A 26196-nucleotide genomic window follows, 5' to 3' on the forward strand; every position below is an offset into this window, starting at 1 on the left:
ATTCAGACTCTTCCTCGTGTGGGCGGTGTTGGTGCTCGCCACCGTCCTGTCGGTCGACCTGGGGTCACACCACCTGGTCTCCGGCATAGGCAGCCGATCGGGCACTGCTGTTGCGCTCGGTATCGCCTTTGTGAAAGTTCTTCTCATCGGGTACGAGTTCATGGAACTCCGTCACGCGCCACGGGCACTGCAGGCGGTATTCACAGTCTGGGTCCTGGCTGTCGGAACCACCTTGGTCGCCTTGTTCCTCGCGTAGGGGATCGTTGTGGATCGGACCGGATGTGTGCGAAAGACGGTGCCCTGAACGGTCATTGGTGTGAGCGATCACTTCGGCGACGATCGAGACCGCGGTCTCCGCAGGGGTTCGGGCACCGAGGTCCAAACCGATCGGCGAATGCAGTCGGTCCAGCTGACCAAGGGGAACACCCGCGTCGCGCAGCAGATCCAAGCGGTGCTGGTGGCTGCGACGCGAACCCATTGCGCCGACGTAGCCCACCCTCCGGCCGAGCGCGAGCCGCAGCAAGGGGACATCGAACTTCGGGTCGTGCGTGAGAACGCAGATGGCGGTTCTCTCGTCGGTATCCACGGTGCTCAGGTAGCGGTGCGGCCAGTCGACCACCACCTCCGCGTCTGGAAACCTTTCCGGCGTCGCGAAGGTGGCGCGCGCGTCGCACACGGTGACGCGGTACCCGAGAAAGCTGCCGACGGTGCTGAGGGCCGCGGCGAAATCGATCGCACCGAAGATGAGCATTCGCGGACGCTGTGTCCGGACGTGGATGAAGACCGCCAATCGCCACGATGAGTTGTGGCCGAGTTCAACGCATTCGGCGGCGCCGACTTCGAGCTGTGTACGGGCTGCTGCGACCACCGCCCGGTCGATCTCCGGATCGCCCAGCGTCCCGCTGAGCGATTCTCCCGACGGCACGTGGATCAATAGTCCCCGTAGTTCGGCGGGGCCGTCCACCACCTGGGCCACAGCGAAGGATCGTTCGCACGCGATGTCGGCCAGCGCCGTCGCGAGCTGCGGTGTGGTCGCGGGATCGACCCGCTGTACGACGACGTCGAGCTCACCGCCGCAGGTCAATCCCACCGCGAAGGCATCGGCATCGGAGTATCCGAACCGGGTTCGGACCACCGTATCGTGGCGTTCGAGTACATCGCGGCATGTCTCGTACACGGCGGCTTCGACGCACCCCCCGGAAATGCTGCCCACCACCGTTCCGTCCGCGGCGACGGCGAGCGATGTGCCCGGGGGCAATGGGGCACTACCGCTCACGCCCACCACGGTGGCAAGGGCGAAGGGGCTGCCCTGTCGCCACCAATCGGCAAGTGCGCCAGCAATATTCATCATTAGCGTTCTCCCATGCAGCTGCTGCCCGCGGTGCTCAAAGCAGCTGCTCGACGGTGATCGGCAGCTCGCGGATACGACGACCCGTAGCGTTGAAGACCGCATTGGCGATTGCGGGTGCGACACCGACGACAACCACCTCGCCGAGACCCTTCGCACCGATCGGATCGGCGGCCAGGTCCTCACCGTCCAGGAACACCGTGCGTAGATCGGGCACGTCGGCATTGACCGGGACGAGGTAATCGGCCAGATTGGCGTTCACGATACGACCGTCACGGTGATCGGTGACGGTGTGCTCCAGCAGCGCGGCGCCGATGCCGTTGGTCATGCCTCCGAGTGCCTGACTGTCGGCAAGTTTCGGATTGATGATTCTGCCGGCGTCATAGACTCCGAGCATCCGCCGGACGCGCACGATGCCTAAGGCGGCGTCGACCGCGACCTCGGCGAAGGTCGCGCAGTACGCGGACTTGGACAGCGGAGTCACCATGTCCGGGACGAAGATCCCTGTCGCATCGAGGGTCGAGCGGCCTTGTCGAGCGAGCAGGTCCTGGTACGACTCGCCGCGGCCGGGGTCGTTGTGTACTTGCAGGCGACCGTCGGACACTGTGATCGTCGTGGGGTCTACCGCGAAGAGGGGCGAGTTCACGTCGGTCACGGCGAGCGCGATCGCCTGCAATCGAAGCTTGTCGCAGCCATCGTGCACGGCGGATCCCACGCTGGCCATGGTCTGGGATCCGCTCACCGGCGGTGCCACCGGCATGAGCGAGTCGCCCAATTGGAATCGCACCTGGTCGACAGGCAGGCCGAGCCTGTCGGCCGCGACCTGCGCCATGGACGTGTAACTGCCAGGACCAATTTCACTCGTGGACGACGCCACTACGGCAGTTCCGTCGGCGTTGAGCCGGACGCTGCACTGCGCGGGCATCGTCAAGGTCTCATACGCGCCTGCCGCCATTCCTATGCCGATCAGCCAATTCCCGTCGCGGGTCGCACCAGGCTCAGGATTGCGCTGATCCCAACCGAATTCGCGGGCTCCGACCTCCACGCATTCGCGCAACTGGCGTGTGGAGAACCGGCGGCCGTTCGACGGGTCCTCGGAGGGTTCGTTCCGGTAGCGCAGCTCGATGGGGTCGATGGCCAGCTCGTGCGCGAGCTCGTCCATCGCGGACTCGATCGCGAAGGCGGCAGAGGAGTATCCGGGACCGCGCATCCACGTCGCCGCGTTCACATGCAACGGCACGGTCGAATACGCCTGGCGGACATGAGGTGTGGCGTACAGCATCTGCCCGGGGTTGAGGATGTTCTCTGTGTATTGCTCATAGGTCGCGGTTTCCGCCTTGATCTCGTGTACCGCGGCGGACACGGTGCCGTCGCGCCGAGCGCCGAGCCGCAGGCGGTATTCGTAGGCAGGCCGGTAGCCGGTGCCGTAATAGAGCTGCTGTCGAGTCAGCACCAATTTCGTGGGCCGGCGTGTAACCCGCGCGGCCAGCGCGGCGATCACGACGTGCGGCCATGTCCGCAGCCCACTACCGAACGCGCCGCCGACGAACGGTGTGATGACCCGCACGGCTTCCATGCCGATGCCGAACGCTCCGGCCAGTTCCATCTGGACACCGACCACGAATTGGGTTTTGTCCCATACTGTTACGCGGTCTCCGTCCCAGCGCGCGATGGTGGCGTGCGGTTCCATCGGATTGTGATGGTTGCGCGCTGTCCGGTAGGTGGCATCGAGCTGGACATCCGAGTCCCGGAAGGCTCGGTCGGCTTCACCGCGGCTATAGGCTGTGGGTTCGTCCGGGCTGCCGGCGTTGAGATCGGTGGTCGGTGTCTGCTCGTCATAGCTGACTTTGACCAGATGTGCGGCGTACCTGGCTGCTTCGGGAGTCTCCGCGACCAGAACCGCGACCGGCTGCCCGTGGAAGACGATCGAGTCGTCCTGGAAGACGCGCAGCCGCTTGCCATTTGGATTGAGCAGCGAACCAAACCCCGAATAGGGGAGTGTGGGCGCGTTGAGGTGGCTGATCACCGTCAAGACGCCCGGCTCGGAGAGAGCTTGTGCTGTGTCGATGCCTGCGATCCGACCGCGGCCGACCGTCGCGCCGATCACGACTGCGTGCGCGATTCCCTCGATGGCATGTTCCGCCGCGTAGGTGGCCTTCCCAGTCACCTTCAACAGCCCATCCGCGCGGTTCACGGGCTTTCCTACTGCTCGCTGTGGCTGGATGCTCACTCTCCACCTCCCACGGCCCGGAGTTGACGCTCGACCGATCGGATCAGCAACTGGACCTTGAAACCGTTGTGGGACAACGGGCGTGCGCCGTCGGTGGCGCGGGCGGCGGCGTCGGCCCACAGCGCCGCGCCCGGCTGGCGGCCCACGAGCTGCTGCTCTACGCCGGACAGTCGCCACGGCACCGTGCCCACACCTCCCGCAGCGACCTTCGCGGCGCGGATCGTCCCGTCCGGGATGTGCAAGGCCACCGCTACAGAGGTCAAGGCGAACTCGTAGGATTGCCGATCTCGTACCTTGAGATATCCGGACCGAAGATCCGTCGGATACGCGGGAATCTCGACCGCCGTGATCAGCTCGCCCGGACGTAGATCGTGTTCACGGTGCGGCGAATCGCCTGGCCGCAAAAGGAATTCCGTGAATCCGACAGAGCGTTCGCCATCAGGGCCGTGCAGTCGAACGGTGGCGTCCAGCGCAGCGAACGCTACGGCGACATCGGAGGCGTGGGTAGCGACACAGTGGTCGGAGGTGCCGAGAATGGCATGGCCTCGGTTGATGCCCCCTACTGCCGCGCACCCTGATCCGGGCTCGCGCTTGTTGCAGTCGGCTGTCGGGTCGCGGAAGTACATGCAGCGGGTCCGTTGCAGGGTATTTCCGCCGATGGTCGCCATGTTGCGCAGCTGTGCGGAGGCGCTCAGCTCCAGGGCCTGTGCCACCACGGGAAATCGATCCCGCACGTCCGGATGCCGGGCCGTGTCCGCCATGGTGGCCAGAGCTCCGATGCGAAGAGAGCCGTCAGTGTTGACCCCGATCTCGCGCAGTGGCAAGCGAGTGATGTCAACAAGTGCGTCGGGCTGCTCGACCTGGTGACGCATCAGATCGACGAGCGTTGTTCCGCCGGCGATGAAGCGGCCGCCACGACGCCCGGCGTCAAGGGCGGTGGGGATGTCGGCGACGGTGGACAATGTGAACGATCGCATCGAATCACCTCAGGGCCGAGGCGGTTTGTTCGAGCGCGTCGACGATTCGGGGATAGCACCCGCACCGGCAGATGTTGCCGCTCATCCACTCGCTGATCTCTTCGCGAGATCCGGTGTGCGCTTCCGCTATGCAACCGATGCCGGACATGATCTGCCCTGGAGTGCAGTAACCGCACTGGAAGGCGTCGTGTTCGATGAACGCTTGCTGCAGAGGATGCAGGTCTGCATCGGTCGCCAGGCCCTCGATCGTTGTCACCGATGTCCCGTCGAGACGTGCTGCCAAGGTGAGGCACGAGTTGACTCTCCGGTCGTCGACCAGAACAGTGCACGCGCCGCAAGCGCCTGCGTCACAACCCTTCTTGGTGCCGGTCAAACCCAGCTCTTCTCGGAGTAGGTCGAGCAGTGACGTGCGGTTGTCGACGGTGAGTCGCTGCTGTGTGCCATTGATGGTGACGGACACCGTGCTGTCGGACTCCGTCGGACCGGGCTCACCAGAAGATCTGCCCGCAGTCAGTCCGGTAGCGACGGCTGCACCGCCCGCCGCGGCTGAAACTGCGACGAAGGTCCGCCTGGAAATCGGCAACAGCGTGGGCCTACCTGGGGTTGTTTGGGTGGGGGGAGTGGTGGGAGCTGGGAGGTCAGTTGGCATATCTGCGCTCTCGGTTCGAGGAAACATCAATGTCTGCCGCGGAGGGCCCACTGTGGCAGCGCAAGTCAGGCGACGAATGAACGTTCATTCAGCCTCATCGACAGTAGCACGTATGCTGGATTTGCTGTTGGGTCGGCTGGGCCTGGGCTAGTCGACCGGGCGACGGATGGCGCGCCAGCAGGCTGCGGCCGCATCGTCGAGCTGTTCGGCAGTCAGCCGGATTCCCGCCGCGGTCAGCCGGACGGTCACTCCGAGTCCGAGTTCGTAGAGGACTTCAAGCGGTAGCGGGAGCAGTTGGCTCGCAATTGCCGGTGAGGCAACCAGATCCAGCAGCGGATCCCCTGCCGCGACTGTGGCCTGGTGCGCGGCGTCGCGGTAGGGCGAGTTGTCGACCTGCAGCAGAAACTGCGCGTGCTCGGGATTTGCCTCGAGGTGGCGATAGCTCTGCGCCCACAACCGATGGAAGTCCTTCGCCCCGGACGCGGTGCGGGGGAGACCTGCGGTGGCCGCCGCTGAGAGCTCAGCTTTCGTCTCCTGGTAGGAGGCGAGCACGAGCTCGTCCTTGGATGAGTAGTGCGTGTACGCGGTGCCCGTCGCCACCCCGGCCTCTTTGGCAACTGCGTTCATCGACGTGCCGTGAAACCCATTGCGTGCCACCAGTCTTCGCAGGGCATGGCGGACTGCGGCGGCGCGGTCCACCGGCGCTGCATTCGGCGCGGTCACGGCAATCACCTTTCTTGGGGTCGAGCAGGTCTCCCTGCTCCTCAGTTGCTGATGATACGCAGATGGCGGCCCCGGCCTGCCCGGCATAGATCCGGGTTCGGCCGCCTCGCAGCTGCCGGTCGTCACAACGGCCATGTGCGACATGATGGCGGGCTCACCGTTTCCCATGTGCAGGCCCCGGTCGTGACGAACATGATCCTCTAGGGGGCTGCCCGCAAGACCATGCCGGTCATCTGGCCGAGACCGCCGACCCCCGCACTATCGACCCGACCGTGCACGCCCCCGGCCCGGGCCGTCATCGGGAGATCCGGCGCACGGCCAACGAGGAAGTAGGGCCATCGGAATCACGTCGCTGGCGTGGAGCGGCAAGTGTGCCTTCTGGGCGGTGGCGCCCGCGTGCCCGTGCCGGTCGGTTGCGCGACCATCTTAGGTAACAGGCCGGACATCCGTCGACAGCCGCATTCTCAGCCGTCCGTGCGGTTTGGCGCTCACCGTCGTCGGCGTGTGCGACCGGATTTGCCAGCGACATGTCCCGTCGGTGGGCAGCGACCCGCAGGTCGTCGGCAGCAGCCCTACGACTGGGGTGTTGCACCACCGGTCCACCGAGGGCGCCCAGCAGGGGGCACACGCATCTGCCCGCTGAGGGCGCGAGGGCCGTGCGGCACACGGAGTCGGACCCGCACTAGTCTCGGCGGAATGGGATGAGACAAGAAGGCAGCTGGCTCAGATGACAAATCTACTCGACTGAGTGTCGAATGCTTGGCTGGCTCGGGGTCGGCATGGGGCACCTTCCTCTGCTACGGGGGAATCACATCGATCACCGGCCCTTCGTGGTCGAACAGCGAATCCGCATCGGCGACTGGGACGGCGATCTGATCTGGAATCGCGAACCGCTCCGCGATCGGGCACGCTCGTCGACCGCACGAGCCGCTACTCTGCTACTGGTGGGTCTCCAGCGCGAACGCAGCGCGGAGAATGTGCGCGACACTGTCGCAGACCTGGCCGCAGTCCAGTACCGGCTGAACCATCCACTTGGGTCGGCGCACACGGCATGAGGTATTCCAAACGGCCAGTTAACCTTTCGAATCGGCATCGTTGCGACGAGTTCAAGAATCCGCCAGCGCCTGCTCTCGCATCTGCTCGATCAGATTGCGGAGTTCGAGTACCGTCGGTTCGTCGAGGCGGAGCTCGGATGTGGGTGCTGGCCGTCTCCGGTGCACGCTCCCCACGTGTCCGTGCACACCCAGCAATCCAGCGCCGGGTTGACACCGACCGAGCTGTCACCCAGAATCTCGCTGGCGGCGGCCGTATCCGAGAACTGGGCATCACCATCGTCCACCGGACCCGACAACCCAGTGGTACTGGGGAACCCAAGCAAACGAGGGGGATCAGACAATGCTGTGGAAGAAGCCTTCTGAAGTACCCGACGACAGCGGGATCGCGCGACAAATCATGCTGATGGAGACCTACGCCGACGGTGAGATGACCCGTGCGGATTTCGTGCGAGAGTGGCTGGACGCGCGCCTGATGTCTACAGGCAACGGTGAACGAGTTCACGAGCGGTTCGAAAGACTGCTCGACACTGTTTCGTCCGAAGTGGAGGATTACACGGTCGAGCCCGCGCCGCCCGAGCCCGATGACCCCTCTGAAGATCCGTTGCGAGCCGAAGTCGATCAGGCACGTATCGCACTCGGCGGGTTGTAGGCATCCGCCCGAGGCCACACCGGCCAGGTACCGGTCGAGGTGATGCGGGAGACGCGAGTCGAACGGCAGCATGAAGCGACCGAGGGATCTGGAGTGTCGAATGCCGTGGCCGATGAGTTCGCTGAGATATGGGGAACCCCGGATCACAAGGTGTCGGTTTGTGGTATCGCCCAGCTTGAGCGACGTTCGCGCCCGCGCACTGCGATCCGGTCCTGGCGTCCAGCGCGATCGACGTCGTGGCGGACAGTGCACCTGGATGTCGTGGATCTCGTCGGTGGCATTGGGCAGCTGCTGACGACCGCGTGACCATTCTCGACGACTCGCCCGGTCCGACCGTGACGCTGCGCGTTCTGGCCCGGCCATGCCTCGCCGCCGATATTCGTGCGGTTCGACCAACTCACCATTCCTGACCAGCAACTGAATATGGAGTGAGGAGACCGAAATGAGCATGAGCTTGATTCAGATCGGCGTCGTCGTACTGGCCGTGCTGGTGCGGTGGCGTTCGACCGGCTGGTACTCGATCATCGCTGTCATCGGCACCTTGGGGCTGTTGCCGGTGATAGTGTTGAGCCCCTTGGTGGTTGCCGGTTTCCTTGCGCCCCAGGCGGCATGGCCACTGATGGTGCTGGCCGACGTTCTGCTGATCACCAGCGCGCTGACTCTGGCCGATGGTGGTGACGCCGGAGCCATGATCCCCATCTTGGACGACAAGACGGCCGATTCCACTGTGGGACAAGCAGTGGACAAAGTCGGACGAATTGCCGGCATCGCATATTTGATGTCCATTGTGCCGCTGTTGATTTGGACCTGGATATCGGTTGTCGGCTGAGATGACGCAGGCCACGGCCGGGGCGTTCGTGGGGTCCAGCGAACGCGTCGACCCACAGACTTCGATGAGCGCATCGTGCGTATCGAGAGGTGTCCTCGTGGAGAACTGGGAAACCTCATGACGGCATCGTCGGACTACCCAACGTTGACGGCGAGCGTGTACTCGCCGCCGCGATGTCGGCGGAGCTGGGCGGCATCGCTACGCAAAGCTGCGCAGCTTTTCGGATAGGCGGGGTGTCGATCACCTTCGGGTGGCCGGTGCTGCACCTACGTCTGTTCAGGGCGGCTCTCGGCGACCAGTCGAAGCACTGCTACCGGCCCCAAACCAGAGGCGGTTCAACCTCCGGACAGCTAGAGGCAGATCACTCCCGGTTGAGTGATTCTGTCGCGGATAGGTTCTGGCTGCAGAGGGATTGGCAGAGCCCTGGTTCACACGCTGCGGCGGTATGAAGATCGTCACCGAACTGCACAGTGCGTGGCAGCTGCGAGCGGCCGGTCGTACACCGCTTGGATCCGGAGGTTCGAGTGAGCGAGACCGGTGTGACGAACCCTTGGGAAGCGCTGCGTGATCAGGCGCAGGGTGGTGCGTTGGAATTCCATCCGCGAGCGGCGCTCGAGGTTGTGGAGGTGGTGGTCGAGCTCCTCGGCGGTGTACTGGCCATTCGTGAGAACGCGACGCAAGTGGAGCACTTCGAATCGCTGTCGAACTTGTCGTCGGGCGAAGCGCTTGCGGCGAAATTCGCGAACAAGGGCGTCGAACTCGGGCGGGTCCTCGACGGGCATGTCCTCACCGTCGGCTCCGTCCTGCTCGGGCTCGAGACTGTGCCCGTCGTGATGCTGGCGGCACGGATGTAGTGCAGGTCCTCGATCGCGGTCTGGCTGATGCCGCCGCTCATGGCTGCCGCGACGGCACCGTGCGCGACGGGGCAAGCCTTCCTGATCTCCGCTGCCGCCCCCGCATACCTGGGCACGGCATCCGGGGGGTGCTGGAAGCAGATCGGCAGGCCGCCGAGATGGCGCAGGCTGAGTTCGGCTCGCCTGACGAAGATTTTTCGGGGCGGCCGTGTGTTCGCCACTGGCCGGGGCCAGCCGGGACAAGCCCGCTTTCGTGGCGATCAGCAGATCGTCGGGATGGGGGTGCCGGCCCGGCGAATCAGTGCTTCGCTGACGAAGGGGCCTTCGATGCCGGAGGGAAGACCTTGCCCGGACCGACCGGCAATCGGTGGTCCGTGGCGGCCGTCAGTGCAAGCACCGCACTTGTCTGGCGTTGAACTGAGGTGCTCCCGTCATGGCCATTGGTGGGTTCATGTGTGCCGACAATCGGTCGCAACCGATCACATCTCGATCAGCGCGGAAGGTCACCGCAACGTTCCAGGGGGAAGCTGACCGTTAGCTGCGATCGGTCTCGGAACACGTTGTGAGCGAGAACATTTCGATATCGCGCACCTTAACGTTCATCCCGGCTGGACATCCCGTTCCGCCGCCCTGAGACAGAAAGAACAATATAGTGTCACCAAGTGCCGTAGTAACTCGACTGTGTATTGGGACGATCCTCGGCGGTGCCGTGGTGCTGACCGCAGCGTGCGGCAGTGATAAGTCATCCGCTCCGGCCGGCGACGCAGCAGTCACGGAGAAGCGCAGTCCCGCGTGAGCGTGCGGTAGACGCGGATCTCGTGTTCGTCCCCGCGCCTGTTGTTGCCCGAGAGGACCGCGATGCCTGCACTGCGTGAACGGACTGTCGCGATCGACTCGGCGTGGTCTGAAGGTATCCGGGTCACGTGTGAAACTCGTGATGCCGCAATATGATTCATGTTGCTCGCCATGGCGGTACTCTAGTCGTTGTGGGCGGTTTGGTCGCTCATCGAACTGCATCGCAACGCGGCCGAAATGCTGGGCTTCGGACTCTTGCTCTTACTGTCTCTCCTCGCGTCTGGTCTCGGTATGCCGGCCAACGGTGCCATGGTCGTGCGTCGTGAAGGGTTGAGGGTCCCGACCGTCGTCACGGCGCTAGCTCCGCGTTCATGGCGCGGCCTCGCGGACATGTCGTCTTGCCTGGCTATCCGACGGTCTCGGTGGTTGGTCGGAATACCCAGCGCAGCCCGACAAAGCGTGTGAGTGTGGCGAGCAGGTTGGCCATCACCAGCACGAACAGTTCCACCGTGATAGAAACCGTAGGTACCCAATGGTGCAGGGCGAATAGTGATCCACTGGTCAGCAGCAGCCCGATGCCGAAGATGAGCAAGCCCTGGACGTGGTGGGTAACCGCGCCGGAGGCGCCGCGGACGCCGAAGGTGAATGCGCGGTTGGCCGCGGTGTTTCCGACCGCGGTGATCAGCAGAGCAAGTAAGTTGGCGATCTGAGCCCCGGCGAGCGGTTGCAGGATGACATACAGCAGCAGATAGGCGAGGGTGCTGAGGACACCGACGATGCCGAAACGCACGGACTGCCCGACCATCCCGTGCGGTACGCCCTCGATGAGCGGTTCACGGCCGATCGCGGTCCGCAGGTCGTTGATCGGCAGCTCGCCGGTGGTCAGGGCACGAACCAGCCGCCAGACTCCGAGTAGGTCCTTGCGTGCGGTGTCGATGATGTCGACCCGGGAGTCCGGATCGTCGATCCAGTCCACCGGCACCTCGTGGATGCGCAGGCCGGCCCGTTCGGCGATGACGAGCAGCTCGGTGTCGAAGAACCATTCACCGTCCTTGATGAGGGGCAGTATCTTGCGGGCAACGTCGGTGCGCATGGCCTTGAACCCGCACTGAGCGTCGGAGAAGCGGGCACGGAATGCAGCTTTGAGGATGAGATTGTAACTGCGCGAGATGAATTCGCGCTTTGCGCCGCGCACGACGCGAGAGGTGGGGCTCAGCCGGGTGCCGATGGCCAGATCGGAATGCCCAGATACCAGCGGAGCGACCAGGGGTAGCAACCCGTTGAGGTCGGTGGACAAGTCGACGTCCATGTACGCGACGATCTGGGCATCGGAGTCTTCCCAGACTGTCTTGAGCGCTCGACCGCGGCCTTTTCGCTCGAGGTGCGCCACGCGGACATCGTCGAATTCGTCGGCGAGCCGTCGTGCGATGAGCAGAGTGGAGTCGGTGCTGGCGTTGTCGGCGATGGTGACGCGCGCCGAGAACGGGAAACCGTTGCGAAGGTATGTGCGCAGTCGGCGGATGCAATCGGCGAGATCGCGCTCTTCGTTGTATACCGGAATGACGACGTCCAGCACGGGCGTGGACCGCGGGTCCGGGGCTGGTTCGGCTGTGGGACTGGCGAGCACGCTTTCTGTCATGGATCCAGCCTGGAAGCTCAAGCTCGCGCCGGGCTCGATCACAGCTGGGAGCTGGCTGTGATTATCCGTTGGCAGGCCGATGCCAGGGCTAGAGGCTGAACGCTTTCCGCTCGGCAGTGCGAAAATGATGGTACGTATCGGTCTGCTGCCTGCAGCAGTAGGACGGGCAGGGTGATCCGAGAACTCGCGTCGACAATCCAAACCCACGGTGAGGCCGGCGGTTTGTCGGAAGCGATGACTTCCCCAAGTTCCACCGAGGCGAACAACAGAGCGGTCCCTGCGAACGGCCCCAAGGCAGTGTTCACGATGACCGGCAGCCCGAGCGCGGATGCGGAAACGCAACTTGAGAAGCCTTGCAGTATCCCTGACGGGCCGGAGCTTTACTGTGGGCATTCGTGATCTGGCGGCGCATCCGATCGCGGTCGTCAATGGCGTGCCGACGGATCCGGAGGTTCTGCTTGATACTACCCGTTTACGGTCGAGTCGGGTGGTTCCGGAATAGGGGTGCTGAAGGCCCGGCTATCCGCTGGCCTGCATAGTGGATGTGGAACAGAAGCTCAAGACTGGTGCCGAAGGCAAGCTCGAAGGTGATGCGGACTTAGGCGTGCGGCACCAACAAGATCTGCGCCGAGGAAACGGTATCTACCCTTCTCGCAGACTTCCTCTCCGGCAGGCTTCCCGAACGTGACTTAACCCGAGACGATTTCATGTCCGTGCTGTCCCAACGCCAGCCGAACCTCAAGACCCGCGATGGCTGGCACTCCATCGACTGTGCGGAATGCGCAGCCAGCGCGTCGGACTCCCGCCCACGAGTAAAACTAACCTCCATTGAAGACATGGTCGGCGCCGCGAATCACCACGGCGACCGTGAAAGTGGTGGCCCTGTTATCCCTGCAGATCATCCGGCAGGGGCACCACGACCGTTATGCGTCGGCGGATACGGCGTTATTGCGGTGAGGCGCGCCGCCGTCGCCCAGCAATGGCACCGCATCCTGCGGCAGATTCAGGCTTTGCGGATTGCGCTGACCCAGCACCGGGAACCAGGCGCGGATTGCTGGAAGGTAGTCAGATTCATCTGGGTATTGGCCAGATACAGCCGGTCTCGATCGGCAGCGAGAGTGGTCGGAGCATCGAGGCTGGCGTCGGAGATGGTATTCACCAGCCTCCCCGAGCGGCCGTCCTGGGTCATTCGGAAGACCGCCACCTGATTCTTCTGGGACAAGACCACATACAACGTGGAGCCCTCGAGATAGAGGCCGTCGGCCCAGGGGAGTGAAATCCCACCGAGATCGACCTGAACACTGAGGCCGGTAGCGGGATCGACCCGGAATAGCTTCTCAGTGCTTGTCTGTACGACAAGTAGTGCCCCACCGTCGGGTGTCGAGCACAGACCGTTGGCGTTCTGGCCCTCGGTGTACACGAGGTCACCGGTGATGGGGAGGGTCATGACAGCTTCCGGGGGCGGGAGCGAATCGCCCGACAGCGGAAGCCTGTACAGCACCGGGAGGCGGGAGTCGGTGAACCAGGCGGAATCTCGTAGCAGCACCGTGTCATTGACGAGAATGGTCTGCGGCTGCCCGAACACGTAATGCGCCAGTACCGCATTCGTGCGGGTGTCGAGGACGCGTGCATCGCCCCCGAGACCGTGACAGACGAACAGCCGACCTGATTCATCGACCTTCATGCCGGTCGATTCGGTACCCCATCCGTCTGTGATCAACTCGCCGTTGCCGGTGCTCGAATCGATTCGATAGATTCCGCCACCGAAGGAGCTGACATACAGCGTATTTCCTGGTCCGCTCGCGATGCCCTCCGGCACGAAATCAGCTGGTAATTCGAACCTCTGCGTGGCGGTATCAACTGGCAAGTCGGATCTCTGCGTGGCGGCGGGGGAAGCGGGAGTCGCGTCGCGGCCGGCTTGCTTCCCGCATCCGGTGACCATTCCGGTGGCAGCCAGCAGTGATCCGATAATGAGCGACCGTCGGGAAATATGAGACATGTGTCCTCTCGTTCGTTAGCGGCGAGCGGTCTGCGGTGTGCCGACGCCGACGCCGACGCCGACAACGATCGAACCCGAACCTTCGGTCGGCCTCGTGTAGAGTTGAGAAGTCGCTGTGAGATAAGCGCCGGGGCTACGTGCGAGCGGAAACGCTTGTGTCGCTGACGAGACGGTGGGAACCACTGCCACTGGCGGCGGTCGTCGATCCAGGCACGGTCGTCCAACGATCGTAGCGGTAGTCGTTGAGTCTGTAGTGGCGACTGCGCCAATAGATTCGGCGGCAAAATCTGCAGGATGAACGGCAGATCGGTTTCGAAGATCACCTCCTCCCCAGCTTGTGACGCGAGGAGGGCCATTTCCAAATCACCCGCGGCGCTTGGGGACGCGGAAGCAGCGCTACCTGATGACGATCACTGCCGCGCGGCGGTGAGGTCGTAGACCGTGACTCCATCGACCTCTTGGGCGGCGAATGTGTTCCTGACCCATCGCGTGATCCGATGGGCTTCGGAATCGGATGTGCTGCTGCGGAACCCGTCCTGGTGGTCGATGAAGTAGTGAACCTTGCCGCTGGCCACGGTTGTCTGGAACTGGGCGAGCGTCGGCGCAGGATCGGTGCCGTTGAAGCCGCCGATGGCCATGATTGGCAGTCCAGTGGTGAGCTGGAAGCCAGCAGCGCTGTTGGACGTGACGGCGGCCGCGGCCCACGTGAAATTGCCGCCATACTGCTCGAGCAGCGTGACCAGGCGATCACTGGGAGTGCTGACCACCATCATCCCGCCGGCCGGGCTCGTCCAGAGCTTCGCGAAGTCGGAGGCCCCGGCGTTCGGCCCGGCAACCGGGACGGCATTGGAGTGCGGTGTGGCGATGGTGTCGATGGTGTAGGCGGTCGGTCCCGCCAAGGCCGCCAAGGCAGCCGCCGAGGCCACTACGGCAGCGGGTCTGCCGTGCACGCGGATCAGCATCGCGAATGCGGCGACAGCTCCGACGGCAAGCACGACCCATCGCAACCACGGGACGAATTCGGGACTGCGCGACAACAGAATCCATGCGGTGACTGCGGTGATCGCAACTGTCGATGCCAGTGCGAGGCGCACGGTGAACTGGTCGCGTCGCCGCCACAGCATGACACTTCCCGCACCGCCGAGCGCGGCGATAGCCGGGGCGAGGGCGACCGTATAGTACTGGTGGAATATGCCCGCCATATAGCTGAAGACGAGGCCGGTGACCAGCAGCCAGCCGCCCCACAGCAGCAGTGATGCGCGCGGAGCGTCGGTACGGACCGCCCTGCCGCGCAACAGGGACGCCGCAACCAGCAGAAGGAGCGCGGCGGGAATCAACCATCCGATCTGCCCGCCCTGGACGCTGTCGAGCATGCGGGTGATCCCGGGACCCGACCCGAACGCCGCGCCGCCAGGTCCCGGCGCGGCACCCCAGTTGCTGCCGGGTTCATCACCGGTCAATCGGCCCAGACCGTTGTAGCCGAGGGTCAGCTCGAGGATCGAATTGTGCTGGGAGCCACCGATCCACGGACGTGACGACGTCGGCCACAGCTCGACCGCAAGCAGCCACCACCCCGCGGCCACCACCATGGCGGCGGCCGCCGCCAGCAGCTGCACAATGCGAGTACCCACTCGTGGTGGGCCCGCCATCAGATAGGTGCCAGCGAGCGCGGGGACGACCAAGAGGACTTGGAGTTGCTTGGCGAGGAAGCCGAATCCAATGCAGGCCCCGGCCAGAATCAGCCAGCGGGTGCGGCCGTCGTCGACGGCGCGCAGCAGCGCCCATGCGGCGGCGACCATGAGGAACACCAGCAGGGCGTCGGGATTGTTGTACCGGAACATGAGGGCCGCGACCGGGGTCAGGGCAAGTATCAGCCCGGCCAGCAGTCCCGCCGCCGCACCGAAAACTCGCCGGACGGCCGCCCGGAGCAGGGCGACGGAGGCGACTCCGAACAATACCTGCGGTGCCTGGATACTCCAGGAGTGGAGGCCGAAGAGCCGTACGGAGAGCTCCATCGGCCACAGCGACGCCGGTGGTTTGTCCACGGTGATGAAACCGGCCGCGTCCGAGGACCCGAAGAAGAAGGCCGCCCACGATTGCGAACCTGCCTGGGCGGCAGCGGAATAGAAGGCGTTGGCCCAGCCGTTGGCGCTGAGGTTGCACAGATACGCGGCGGCGGTCCCGACCAGCAGAGCCACCACCGCGGCGGACTCCCACCGGAAACGATTCGCGAGCGCATTGTCCGTCGTCATGGTCGTCTGGAGCGGTGTGGTCGTCGCGGTCACCCGACCCAGTCTCGCCGTGGGTGCTCGTCCCAAGATCAGGTCCGGCTGTGAGCTCGGTGGGAGTCGGCGGAGGCGGCGTTGCGGCCGTTCACAGGCAACACCCAGCTTGCGACGACCTGAGGCGTGGTTGTCGTCCCGACGATCGAGCCGTGAAGGCACGGGTGGGCGATCACGAGCAATTCGGTGTCGAAGAACCACTCGCCATCTTCGACGAGGGCAGCAGTCGGCGGGCGACGTCCGTGCGAATTGCCTTCAATCCGCACTGCGCAGCGGAGAACCGGGCGCGCAGGGATGTCCTGAGGATGAGATTGTCACCGCGGGAGATGAATGCGCGCTTCGGCCCGCGCACGACCCGGGAATCGGAACTCGGTCTAATACCGATGGCCAGATCGGAATGCCCTGATACCAGCGGGGCGACCATCGGCAGTCGACCATTGAGATCGGTGGACAGTTCAACGTCCATGTAGGCGACAACCTCGGCATCGGAGGTTTCCTACACCACCTTGCGCGCTCGGCCACGGCCCTTGCGGTCGAGGTGGACCACACGCACGTGGTCGCAGTCCTCGGCGAGGGCCCGCGCGATCCGTAGCGTGCCATCGGTGTTCGCGTTGTCGGCGAGGGTGATTCGGATCGAGAAGGGAAAACCGTTGTGCAGGTGGGTGCGCAGCCGGTCGACGCAGTCGGCGAGATCGCGCTCCTCGTTGTACACCGGGATAACGATGTCCAGCACCGGCGTGGGGCGCGGATCGCGGATCTTTTCCCCTGCGCGAGTGATGATCACGGTCACTCTCATATGTCCCAGCATCGAAGTCCCAGCTCACGCCCGGCTCGGCCGGAGCTGGGACCTTGCTGTGATCTTTGGAGTGGACGCCCGCGGTGCTCTCAGTGGCGTTGCTGAAGGTCGTAGACCCTGGCATTGCCGACAGTGGTCGGTGTGAAGTTGGCCTTGACCCACGCGGTGATCTGTTCGGATACGGTGGAGCCGCTGCCCATGCCGGGCACGCCGCCTCCGGAATCGGTGTCAACGAAGTACCGCACCTCAGCGTCGGCCACGTAGCGCTGGAACTGCTCCATGGTGGGGGCTGGGTCCTGGCGGGCGAAGCCGCCTATTCCGATGACCGACGTGCCGGAACTCAGCTCCATCTGTGCGGCGCTGCTGGCGCCGGTAGCGGCTGCCGACCAGCGCGTCCCCGCGCGTTGGAGCAGTGCGGCGAGTTCGGGATTGGCGGTGAGATCGACCCCATGGCGGGTATCGCCGGGCTTGGGGCCGGAGGCCACCATGCCGCCACTGTGCGTGATGGTGATGGTTTCCAGAGTGTACGCCGCCGGGCCCAGAACACCGAGTAGCACTGCGGCGGAGACTATTGCGATGGTCGGTCGACGGGTGTGCCTTATGACCGGGACGGCCACGGCGATGGCGACTGCGCCCACCACCAGTGCGATACGCAGCCAGGGCAGCCAGTGCGGAGTCCGGTTGAGCAGATAGAAGCTCCAACCATAGGTGACCACCGCCATCACGACGAGCGTTCCGCGTGCGGCCAATTGGGTTCTGCGATTCCACAATTCACCCAGCGCGATCGCCAAGACCGCGGCGATCGCGGGAGCGAGGGCGACCGTGTAGTACTCGTGGAAGATTCCGCTCATGTAGCTGAAAACCAAGCCGGTCACCAGCAGCCACCCGCCCCACACGATCAGTGCGGTGCGCTGGGGGTCGGTGCGCGGGTGACGGCGGATGTACCACAGAACGGCAACGAGCCCGATGAGGGCGGCGGGCAGCAGCCAGCTGATTTCGGTCGCGGCAGCATCGGTGAACAGCCGCGTGATGCCCTTGTTGGCGCCGTTCGGGGGCAGTTCGAATTCGGCAGAATCCATACCGCCGGGCAGGTCCATACCGCTGGGGATATCGATACCGCTGGGGATGTCCATGCCGCCACCGGAGCCGCCGGCGAACGGCGTCCCCTGGCGCGAGCCGAGTAGCCGACCGAAGCCGTTGTACCCCACGGTCAGCTGCCACAGGCTGTTGTTGGTCGACCCGCCGACATAGGGTCGGGAGTCGGCTGGCCAGAGTTCGACGAGCAGGACCAGCCAGCCGCCGGAGATCACCAGTGCCAGACCGGCGACGAGCAGTTTACGAATGCGGGCCCACAGACCGACCGGCGCGGCGATCAGGAATGCCAGCGCCAATCCCGGCAAGACGAGTAGAGCCTGCAGCATCTTGGTGAGAAAGGCGAACCCGATGGCGGTTCCGGCCAGCGCCAGCCACGCCGTGCTCGCCGTCTCGATGGCGCGGACCGTGCAGTACGCCGCGACGACGAGCAGCAGCACCAGCAGTGCGTCAGGGTTGTCGTAGCGAAACATCAACGCCGCCACCGGAGTCACCGCCAGGAAGGTTCCCGCGAGCAGGCCCGCACCGGGGCGGCTGGTGCGGCGGACGGTCGCATACAGCAGCCAGACCGAGCCGATGCCCATCAGCGCCTGCGGCAGCAAGAGCGACCAGGTGTTGAACCCGAACAGCCGCGCCGACAGGCCCATCGCCCACAGCGAGGCGGGTGGTTTGTCGACGCTGATGACATTGCCGGGATCGACCGAACCGAAGAGCAAGGCAGTCCAATTCCTTGAACCGGCCTGCGCTGCGGCCGCGTAGTATTCGTTGCCCCAGCCCTGAGATCCCAGTGCCCAGAGATATACCGCCGCAGTCGCCGTCAGCAGTGCGATCAAACTAGGGCGTTCCCAGCGATTTTCGGGATCGGTGGCGAAGAGTAGCCGATCGGCCCACGGCCAAGGCAGGCCACGTGCGGCTAAGCGGGGAGACATGGGGGAGGCCACGGTCATGTTCGTGATCGTGGTGTCGGTGGCTCGTGCGGACCTCGCGCCAGCCTGTGAGATTGCTGCGAATTGAGCCCGGGATCTGCCGGAAAAAAGAGTTGTGCCCGTACTGCCTCGGCCTCGTAGGAGCCGCGTTGCCGCCGCCTCGCCAGTCTTCGGTGCCGTCTTCAGATCACCGGCGATGCCGGAAGTGGTTTCGCAGATGGGTCTGGAGAAACGGAGGGCCTTGTTCACCATGCCTTGACGGCATGCCACATTGGCGGCAGGAATTACCCAGATGCATCTCGGTGAGCAACTGAACCCTGCTCCAAGGCTAGTTCACGTGAGCACGACCGCCTCGACGGCGGTCGCGCACCGATGATGCCGGATTCCTCAACGATTGCGTGACAGAAGGGCTTCCGAATTGGCTAGCAGCAACTTTCGTATATCGCCGTCACCGGGGACCGAGGCCGACCCCAGACGCTCCGCCCACGCCTCGACCTCGGGTAGCGGCGTGAAGGGGAGGTCACTGCCGTAGTGCAGGTGGCTGGGGTCGGCAACGCTCAGCAGTGCGGGCAAGAGCTCCGGCATGGGCATGCCTGCGAGGTCGAAGTGCAGTTGACGCAAGGCGTTTCGCATCGGATCCTGCCCTTCCTTGCCTGCCATCCGCGCTCCGATGACGTCGACACGGGAGGCCAGGATCGGTAGCGCGGCTCCCGCGTGGGGGACGATGACCTTGATGTGCGGGTACCTTTCGAGCACGCCGCTCAGCACGAGATCAGTGACAGTGCGGGTGGTGTCGAAGAAGAACTCGAGCATCGGGCGGGGGTAGGGCAGTTCCGGGGCGTGTCCTGTGCACGGCGCGGCGGGGCTCGTCGGGTGCAGGAACAGCACAGCGTTGCGGCGGTCGAGTTCGGCGTAGACGGGTTCGAGGTGTTCGTTGCCGAGGTACATGCCGTCGAGGTTGGTTTCGAACACGACTCCCGAAGCGCCGAGGACATCGAAGGCGTAGGCGATTTCGGCCAGTGTCCCTTCGATGTCGGGCAAAGGAGTGGAGGCGAAGAACCCGAAGCGGTCCCGGTGTGTCCGAGCCAGGCGGGCGCCTTCCTCGTTCACTTGACGGGCCAGGTCGCGGGCCGCGGTGTCATTCCCGAAATGCACGCCCGGGGAGGAGATCGACAAGTAGGCCTTGGCGACACCGATCTTGTCCATGGCCGCCAGTGCGCCCTCCTCGCTCCACTCCGGGATGCCCCAGATACCATCGGGACGGGAGTGGCCGTTGGCGATCAGGGCGTCGCGGTAGAAGTCGGGGATGTAGTGGCAGTGCACATCGATCTTCGACAGATCGGTCTTCGACATGATTCTCCTCAGCGGTAGGTGTATCCGGCATCCGCATATTTGGGTGGGATGACCGGAATTTGCAGGTAGGACTGGTAGCGGCCACCTGTGTGCAGAATGTGCCGACCGGAGTTGTCGGTCTCCCACACGAGTGGTTCGAACCAGTTCTCTCGGATGTAATGACCGGCGATCTGGACTCTGATGCCTTGGCCGGCGTGCCATATACGGCTGGTGGGCCAGATGGCGATGTCCACGGGCACGATCTCGCCGGGGGCGAGCTTCTGTTCGCGGCGGTGCGCTAGGACCGGCTCGAAGTCGGTCGACCTGTCCGCGTCCAGCTCTCGACGTGAGACCCGCAATTTGCCCCAAGCGCCGGGGTGTGGTTGCCCGACGACGCTGGTAGGCAGCCATTCACCGGTGCTGCTCAGCTTCTGGATGTTGACGAACAGGTCGAGATCGTCGTTGCCGTCTGCCTCGACGTACAGGCGCAGCTTCATGTAGCCGGTGATTTCGGTGTCCTCCGGAAAAGTCATGTCGAAGGTGACTACACCCTTGGCTGCGTCATAGGAGGTACTGGACTCCGCCTGGACCGGGTCGGGTGCGAGGGAATGATCTGTGGCGTCGAGGTAGAGCTTTTCGTATAGTGTGCGCGCGAGCGGGAATTCGTTTTCTGGGCGGTTGACCTGATAGTCGCAGTCGTAGGCGTCCATGACCTCGAGTCGCACCTTGGGGGTGAGTTCCCAGCCGTTGTGGATGTCCTTGAGGTAGCGGTCGAAGAAGCGTTTGAGGTCTTCGAGGTTGTGCGGTGAGTACATGTCGGGCCATTCGAAATCCCGGTGTGCGCGGAGCCATTTGGAGTTGCTCGCCGCAAAGCGGTAGCCGTGGATGGCGCCGTGCAGGTGAAAGTGGCTCCATCCGGCGGTGATGTAGCAGGGGATGGTGATCTTGGCCGGGTCGGCGACCTTGTCGCGCCAATAGTTGTTCAGGAAGGGATATTTGCGCGCCATGGCCCCGATGTCCTCGACACGGTTGGGTCCGGTGAGGATGCCGACCAGCGCACCGTGGAAGGCCAGTCCCGGTATGCCGCCCTCGTAGAGAGCCTCGGAGAACTGGTCGTAGGTGCCCTCCCAAGGTGCGATGGCGGCCAGATGCGGCGGTTGCTGTGCGGCGATGGCCCACTGCGAGACCGCAGGGCCGGAGTTTCCGGCCATGCCGATCTTGCCGTTGCACCAGGGCCGTGCTGCCAGCCATTCCACGACGTCGTAGCCATCTCGGGCGTCCTGTGAGCCGTGGAAACAGATATCGCCCTCGGAATGGCCCACACCGCGGGGGTCCACGTTGGCGACCGCGTAACCGTGATGGCACCAGTAGCCGGGATCGGCGGACTCGAACTTGGCCATCAGCGAGATCGTGGTCGCCGGCACGCCTTGCACGTCCCAGTGGTCGAATCCGTCACCGGGGCGCTTGCCGAAGTAGCTCCAGGCGATGATCACCGGCACCGGAGTGGTGGTGTCTGGACGGTAGACATCGGTGTAGATCGTGGTGCCGTCCCGCAGCACCACGGGCTGATCCTGCTCGCAGATGATGCCGGGCGCGGCCTCGTAGGTGCGGGTGTGCAGCGGCGGGCAGTAGCCGAGATAGCCGTTCTTGATCAAGGCGTCGTCGCTGCCCTCACCGGGTGTCGCGGGTCGGCGCGCGGACCGGTAGACGACTTCTATCTGTTCGCCGTCGAATGTTTGTGCGGCCGTCGTGAATCGAGGTTCCTGCTCGATATCGGTCGACATTGCGTGTGTGCTCCCTTTTGCTAGTTCGTCCGCGAGTGGTCGATGACTACGGCGCCGTCTTGGATGACGTAGTGAGTGGCCTGGATGGTAGTGATGTCGGTGAGTGGGTTGCCGTCGACAACGAGCAGATCGGCGATCTTGCCCGGCTCCACCGTGCCCAGTCGCTCGCCGATGCCGAGCAACTCGGCATTGGTCTTCGTGGCAGCGGACAGCGCGGCCAGGGCGGGGATGCGTTGGCCGTGTACCAGCATCACGAGCTCGTGCAGGAGTTTCCACCCGTGCAGGCCAGCGGAGTGCGCGTCGGAGCCGACGCCGAGCGTCACGCCGAGCTCGAAGGCCCGGCCGATCAACCGATTGCCGTATTCCAGTGTCCGAGCGTCGGTTTCAGGTGTGGACGAGTGCTGATGCGCCGCCAGGGTGGGCACCAGGTAGGTGCCCTGCTGGACCATCAGCTCGAAGAGTTCGTCGAAAGCGTCCGCGTCTTGCGGCTCGTGGGCGCGCATGAGCAGGTGCTCGATATCATCCACGCCGCGCAAGACCGCCTGTCGGCAGTCGTAGAGATTCTCGACGTGGGCGGCCACCCGCAGGCCGTGCCGATGTGCTGCCTCGATCACCGCCTCTGTGATATGCCAGGGCATCTTCAACTCAGGATCCGGCGGGCGGCCGAAGAACGCGTTGTTGGAGATGATGATCTTGATTAGATCGACGCCTGCGGTGGCGAGTTCGTCGACCGATCGGGTGGCCTGTTCGGGTGTGGTGGGCATGCGGGCGGCTTCGGTAGCCGCGCATCGGTCTCCGCCCCAGACCGTGCCGTTGGGGTGACCGCCTTCGACCTGAAAGCTTGGTCCGCTGGTGAGAATCCTCGGCCCGATGAGGGCGCCGCGGGCGGTCTCGTCTCGCAGCCACAGCGCATCGTGCAGAAAATCGCCGAGGCTGCGCTGGGTGGTGACGCCGAAGCGCAAGGCTGACGCTCGCGCATCGGCGTAGTCATCGGTCGCGGTACGTCCGCCGAACGGCGGAGTGGCGCCGAGGCCAAGGCCCCCGAGATGTACGTGGGCATCGATCAGCCCGGGGAGCACCGTTAGCCCCCGCAGGTCGAGGATTTCCGCACCGGTCGGTGGTGTGGACTCTGGCCCAGCGGACACGATCCGGCCATCGGCGATCACGATGGTGGCGTTGTCGATCGCGGGACCGCCGGTGCCGTCGATCAACAACGCGTTGGTGAGCACGAGGCTGGCTGGTTCGGGCGTATGGGTCATACGTAGATCCCTTTCATCGGATCGCTTTTCCGGGTTCCAGTCTTGGCACCGGATCCGCATATAGGAAATCGATAATCAATATCGGGGTATAAACCAGACTGATACTGTGAGTCGCGAACTCCAGCCCGCCTCCACCGGCTCGTCGCGTTGCGGGCGTGGCGAGAGAAGCAGCAGGTGAATTGGGCGGTGAAGCCATGCGGCGTGATTCAGCTGCCCCAAACACACACTGTCACGGTTGTGGCGGCATTTCGGGGGCCAAGTGGCCGGTTGCGGGTCTCCGTCACGCGCGTGTCGCGATCGGCGCGATCGCGGTTTCGGGCGCGACCAAGGCGGGCAGGAACGCTAGGACGGCGACACCTGCGACTGCTGGTACGACAAGGGCGTAGAAACCAGCGCCCGATGCGGTGGCCGCACCGGTGACGGCGGCGACGAATCCGGGACCCACGATCGCGCCGATCCGCCCGATCCCGATGGTGACGCCGAGTGCGCTGCCACGCAGTTGCGTCGGATATGAACCGGCGATGTAGCCGTTGAGCAGGTTCTGGGTGCCGAATGAGCCCACTCCCGCCAGTGCCGACAAGGCGAGGATCAGCCACGGTACGCCCGCTACGCTCAAGGCCAGCAACGCGATACACGCACACAGCAGGCATGCGACGGTCGCGGCCTTGGTGCGACCCCGGTCGGCGATCACGGTCGCGGCCAACGTTCCCACGATGGCTCCGCCATTGAAGGCGATCGTGAACTCGAGTGCCGAGCGCAGGTCGAAGCCACGCTGCACCAGCAGCGTCGGCAGCCACACGGCGACCGCGGACACGAGCATGAGGACGAAGAAGCTGGTGCCGGAGAACAACGCGGTGGTCCGCCGCCACCTGGTTGTCCGCAGCGCCCGGAGCGGGCTTGCGGTGGGGCCCGCGCTTGGCTCGTGCCGGATCGTACTGTCGTCCAACACCTTCCAGCAGAACGGAATCAGGACCAATGCCAGTGCGCCGACCAGGTAGAGCGACTGGAACGGCCATGAGGGGAGTACCAGCCTGCCGACGAAGGGAACGATGATGCCGCCGAGGGCGACGCCGCATTGCGCGGTTCCGACATAGAGGGCCGCGCGATGCGACGGGGCGGTATCGGCTACGAACGTGACGGTGAGTGCGGTGAGGGCGCCGATGGCGACCCCGGTCAGCCCAAGTCCAAGAGCGAAGATCGCCAGGGTGGGTGCGCAAGCACTGATCAACATGCTCAGTGCCGCCCAGGTCAGGCCTGCAACCACCGGCTTGCGTCTGCCCCACGTGTCTGCGGCGCGTCCTGCGAGGAACGCGCCGAGCGGCATACCGGCCGCGAGAATGCTACCGAGCACCCCGATGGTGCCGGATGTGGTCGCCCACGGCTGGTAGTCGAGCAGTTTCGGGCCGACGGTGCCGAGCGTGCCGAGATCCCATCCTTCGATGAGCATGATCGCCACGCCCAGTGGCAGCACCCACGGCCGCGATAGCGGCCGATGGCTCGGGTCGGGCGAAGTGTCGAGTCTGGGTTCCCGATCGGTGTCCATGATCGAAATGCCTCTCTGGATAGGGAACACGTCGTCGTGTTCGCCATGTAGAGCTGAACACCGAAGGGCGCGGCAGGGAGGTCCGGCCGAGCGGCGAAGGAGAAGTGTGATTCAGTGTGATGCGATACGGTGTTCTGCACCACAGAACATAAACCTATGGACAGAACATTTCAAGCAACTTTCGAAAGTTGACTGAGGTTCGCTCTCTTCACCAAGGGCAGACCCAGGCGTCGTCTCGCGTGGTGCCGCGGCCGAGGTCGACGTGGTCGTCGTGGAGGGCAACCCGTCGACGAGTGATGAGGCGAAAGCTATCAGCATGGACGCCGGAATCTTCGCGCGTGTTGCACCGGCTGAGCCTCGGCGCGAGCTCCGACGCGGCGATGGCGCCGAGCATGGGCGTGCGATTCCACGAGCGCGGGGGCTGTCGCCCTCGAAGCGCGAGGCGCCTCGCCCTGCCCTTACGAAAAGCTTCGCTCCGACAATAGGATCGCGCGCCATATCGACGCGGGCCGGAATGTTCTGGAAGGTGGTGAGACATCTGCTCTGCAGACCTGGATTTCCGACCCGCCGGGGTAGCCTGTTCTGGCTAGCAGAACATCCGGCAATGGGTTGCGATCGCGCGGCCCGGGAGTGAGGAAGCGCCGTGGCAACACCCGCGAACTACCCGATCGAGTCGGTGGACAACGCCGTGCGGATTCTGTTGATGCTCAGGCATCGGCGGTCGCTGCGTGCGGCGCGGGTCGCCGACGAACTGGGGGTGGCCCGCTCCACGGCGTATCGCATGCTCACGACGCTGCAGGCTCGTGACATGCTTCGGCAGGACGTCGTGTCCAAGGAGTTCGGACCAGGGCCGGCCCTGGTGGAGTTGGGGATCGCCGTGATCGGCGCTGCGGATTTGAAGGCGGAAGCACGGCCGACTCTCGAGCGTCTGGCTGAGCGGACGGGAGAAACTGTTCATCTGTGTGCTTTGGAGGGCGCCTACACGCTGTTTCTGGACGGTGTCGAAGGCAGCCATGTCATCCGCGCAGGTCTGCGCATTGGGCAGCGGCTTCCGGCTCACTCGACATCGGCGGGCAAGGTGCTGCTCGCCGCGCTGGACCCGGCGGAAATCCTTCAGCGTTTTCCCAAGGCCAAGCTCACCGGCGGAACCGACCGTGCGCTGAAGACTCGCCGCGCCCTGGAAGTCGAATTGGAGGAGGTCCGGCAGCGCGGGATCGCGCTCAATCTGTCGGAGTCCGAGTCCGATCTCAATGCCCTGAGCGTGGCGATCCGCGACAGCCGTGGCGTCGCGCGTGGGGCGCTGACCATCTCGGGTCCCGCGTATCGCCTTCCCGCCGAACGGCTCTCGGAGCTGACAGCGGATCTGTTGTCTGGAGAGCGGGAGATCGCCGCCCGCCTCGGCTGAGGCGATGCTTCGAGCCCTGCCTGGCCCTTG

At 64.6% G+C, this 26196-nt stretch carries 17 protein-coding genes and 1 pseudogene; 4 read left to right on the top strand and 14 right to left on the bottom strand.

The genetic code is table 11. From position 1 onward, the window contains the following. Positions 1-64: 64 nt before the first annotated feature. The 5 genes from NAM01S_RS24190 to NAM01S_RS34305 all read right to left on the bottom strand — a co-directional run bounded on the left by NAM01S_RS24190 (position 65) and on the right by NAM01S_RS34305 (position 5927). A complete protein-coding gene (locus NAM01S_RS24190) occupies positions 65-1453 on the bottom strand; it encodes an XdhC family protein (RefSeq protein WP_507762064.1) in 1389 nt (462 codons plus the stop codon). Continuing rightward, positions 1386-3578, bottom strand: coding sequence for a xanthine dehydrogenase family protein molybdopterin-binding subunit (locus tag NAM01S_RS24195; protein ID WP_067788997.1), 2193 nt, complete (start codon positions 3576-3578; stop codon positions 1386-1388). The genes NAM01S_RS24190 and NAM01S_RS24195 overlap by 68 nt, the downstream gene beginning before the upstream one ends. Continuing rightward, positions 3575-4555, bottom strand: a complete 981-nt coding sequence (locus tag NAM01S_RS24200; protein ID WP_067789000.1) for an FAD binding domain-containing protein — start codon at positions 4553-4555, stop codon at positions 3575-3577. The genes NAM01S_RS24195 and NAM01S_RS24200 overlap by 4 nt, the downstream gene beginning before the upstream one ends. Before the next feature lie 4 nt (positions 4556-4559). Next, entirely contained in the window at positions 4560-5015 is a 456-nt protein-coding gene (locus NAM01S_RS24205; protein ID WP_307188701.1) for a (2Fe-2S)-binding protein, read from the bottom strand. A 336-nt stretch (positions 5016-5351) separates the two neighbouring features. Next, positions 5352-5927: a TetR/AcrR family transcriptional regulator gene (locus NAM01S_RS34305; RefSeq protein WP_169810895.1), complete on the bottom strand. Its 576-nt coding sequence runs from the start codon at positions 5925-5927 to the stop codon at positions 5352-5354. A gap of 1395 nt (positions 5928-7322) precedes the next feature. Here NAM01S_RS34305 and NAM01S_RS24220 point away from each other — a divergent pair. The 3 genes from NAM01S_RS24220 (at position 7323) to NAM01S_RS24230 (ending at position 9314) form a co-directional block, all read left to right on the top strand. Next, positions 7323-7631, top strand: a complete 309-nt coding sequence (locus NAM01S_RS24220; RefSeq protein ID WP_067789007.1) for a hypothetical protein — start codon at positions 7323-7325, stop codon at positions 7629-7631. A gap of 442 nt (positions 7632-8073) precedes the next feature. Next, positions 8074-8460: a hypothetical protein gene (locus tag NAM01S_RS24225; protein WP_067789010.1), complete on the top strand. Its 387-nt coding sequence runs from the start codon at positions 8074-8076 to the stop codon at positions 8458-8460. Positions 8461-8984: 524 nt separating this feature from the next. Further along, entirely contained in the window at positions 8985-9314 is a 330-nt protein-coding gene (locus NAM01S_RS24230) for a hypothetical protein (protein WP_067789013.1), read from the top strand. 1201 nt (positions 9315-10515) lie between these two features. Here the strand turns inward: NAM01S_RS24230 and NAM01S_RS24235 are convergent. From NAM01S_RS24235 to NAM01S_RS24275, 9 genes and pseudogenes are all read right to left on the bottom strand, one after another. Then, positions 10516-11748, bottom strand: coding sequence for a bifunctional glycosyltransferase family 2/GtrA family protein (locus tag NAM01S_RS24235; RefSeq protein ID WP_067789015.1), 1233 nt, complete (start codon positions 11746-11748; stop codon positions 10516-10518). A 1003-nt stretch (positions 11749-12751) separates the two neighbouring features. Beyond that, positions 12752-13747: an SMP-30/gluconolactonase/LRE family protein gene (locus tag NAM01S_RS24240; RefSeq protein WP_067789018.1), complete on the bottom strand. Its 996-nt coding sequence runs from the start codon at positions 13745-13747 to the stop codon at positions 12752-12754. 410 nt (positions 13748-14157) lie between these two features. Then, on the bottom strand, positions 14158-15999 hold the full coding sequence (locus NAM01S_RS24245) for an ArnT family glycosyltransferase (protein WP_067789266.1): 1842 nt from the start codon (positions 15997-15999) through the stop codon (positions 14158-14160). Positions 16000-16196: 197 nt separating this feature from the next. Further along, positions 16197-16825: pseudogene (locus NAM01S_RS24250) on the bottom strand (glycosyltransferase); the annotation flags it as partial. Positions 16826-16914: 89 nt separating this feature from the next. Beyond that, positions 16915-18864, bottom strand: coding sequence for an ArnT family glycosyltransferase (locus NAM01S_RS24255; RefSeq protein ID WP_084483247.1), 1950 nt, complete (start codon positions 18862-18864; stop codon positions 16915-16917). 366 nt (positions 18865-19230) lie between these two features. Next, on the bottom strand, positions 19231-20196 hold the full coding sequence (locus NAM01S_RS24260; RefSeq protein WP_067789021.1) for an amidohydrolase family protein: 966 nt from the start codon (positions 20194-20196) through the stop codon (positions 19231-19233). 8 nt (positions 20197-20204) lie between these two features. Continuing rightward, positions 20205-21959 carry a CocE/NonD family hydrolase gene (locus tag NAM01S_RS24265; RefSeq protein ID WP_067789024.1) on the bottom strand — a complete coding sequence of 585 codons (1755 nt, stop codon included), beginning with the start codon at positions 21957-21959 and terminating at the stop codon, positions 20205-20207. Positions 21960-21979: 20 nt separating this feature from the next. Further along, a complete protein-coding gene (locus NAM01S_RS24270; RefSeq protein WP_084483248.1) occupies positions 21980-23278 on the bottom strand; it encodes an amidohydrolase family protein in 1299 nt (432 codons plus the stop codon). Positions 23279-23498: 220 nt separating this feature from the next. After that, entirely contained in the window at positions 23499-24761 is a 1263-nt protein-coding gene (locus tag NAM01S_RS24275; protein WP_067789030.1) for an MFS transporter, read from the bottom strand. A 643-nt stretch (positions 24762-25404) separates the two neighbouring features. Here NAM01S_RS24275 and NAM01S_RS24285 point away from each other — a divergent pair. Next, positions 25405-26166 carry an IclR family transcriptional regulator gene (locus NAM01S_RS24285; protein ID WP_084483249.1) on the top strand — a complete coding sequence of 254 codons (762 nt, stop codon included), beginning with the start codon at positions 25405-25407 and terminating at the stop codon, positions 26164-26166. Positions 26167-26196 lie beyond the last annotated feature (30 nt).

It is taken from the genome of Nocardia amikacinitolerans NBRC 108937 (assembly GCF_001612615.1).
Classification (GTDB): Bacteria; Actinomycetota; Actinomycetes; order Mycobacteriales; family Mycobacteriaceae; genus Nocardia; species Nocardia amikacinitolerans.

Coding starts and splice junctions, on each gene's coding strand:
- NAM01S_RS24270 (WP_084483248.1), bottom strand. CDS start 23,278: ATGCGGATCCGGTGCCAAGACTGGAACCCGGAAAAGCGATCCGATGAA.
- NAM01S_RS24235 (WP_067789015.1), bottom strand. CDS start 11,748: ATGACAGAAAGCGTGCTCGCCAGTCCCACAGCCGAACCAGCCCCGGAC.
- NAM01S_RS24220 (WP_067789007.1), top strand. CDS start 7,323: ATGCTGTGGAAGAAGCCTTCTGAAGTACCCGACGACAGCGGGATCGCG.
- NAM01S_RS24190 (WP_507762064.1), bottom strand. CDS start 1,453: ATGCGGTCTTCAACGCTACGGGTCGTCGTATCCGCGAGCTGCCGATCA.
- NAM01S_RS24260 (WP_067789021.1), bottom strand. CDS start 20,196: ATGTCGAAGACCGATCTGTCGAAGATCGATGTGCACTGCCACTACATC.
- NAM01S_RS24225 (WP_067789010.1), top strand. CDS start 8,074: ATGAGCATGAGCTTGATTCAGATCGGCGTCGTCGTACTGGCCGTGCTG.
- NAM01S_RS24245 (WP_067789266.1), bottom strand. CDS start 15,999: ATGACGACGGACAATGCGCTCGCGAATCGTTTCCGGTGGGAGTCCGCC.
- NAM01S_RS24255 (WP_084483247.1), bottom strand. CDS start 18,864: ATGACCGTGGCCTCCCCCATGTCTCCCCGCTTAGCCGCACGTGGCCTG.
- NAM01S_RS24275 (WP_067789030.1), bottom strand. CDS start 24,761: ATGGACACCGATCGGGAACCCAGACTCGACACTTCGCCCGACCCGAGC.
- NAM01S_RS24265 (WP_067789024.1), bottom strand. CDS start 21,959: ATGTCGACCGATATCGAGCAGGAACCTCGATTCACGACGGCCGCACAA.
- NAM01S_RS24240 (WP_067789018.1), bottom strand. CDS start 13,747: ATGTCTCATATTTCCCGACGGTCGCTCATTATCGGATCACTGCTGGCT.
- NAM01S_RS24200 (WP_067789000.1), bottom strand. CDS start 4,555: ATGCGATCGTTCACATTGTCCACCGTCGCCGACATCCCCACCGCCCTT.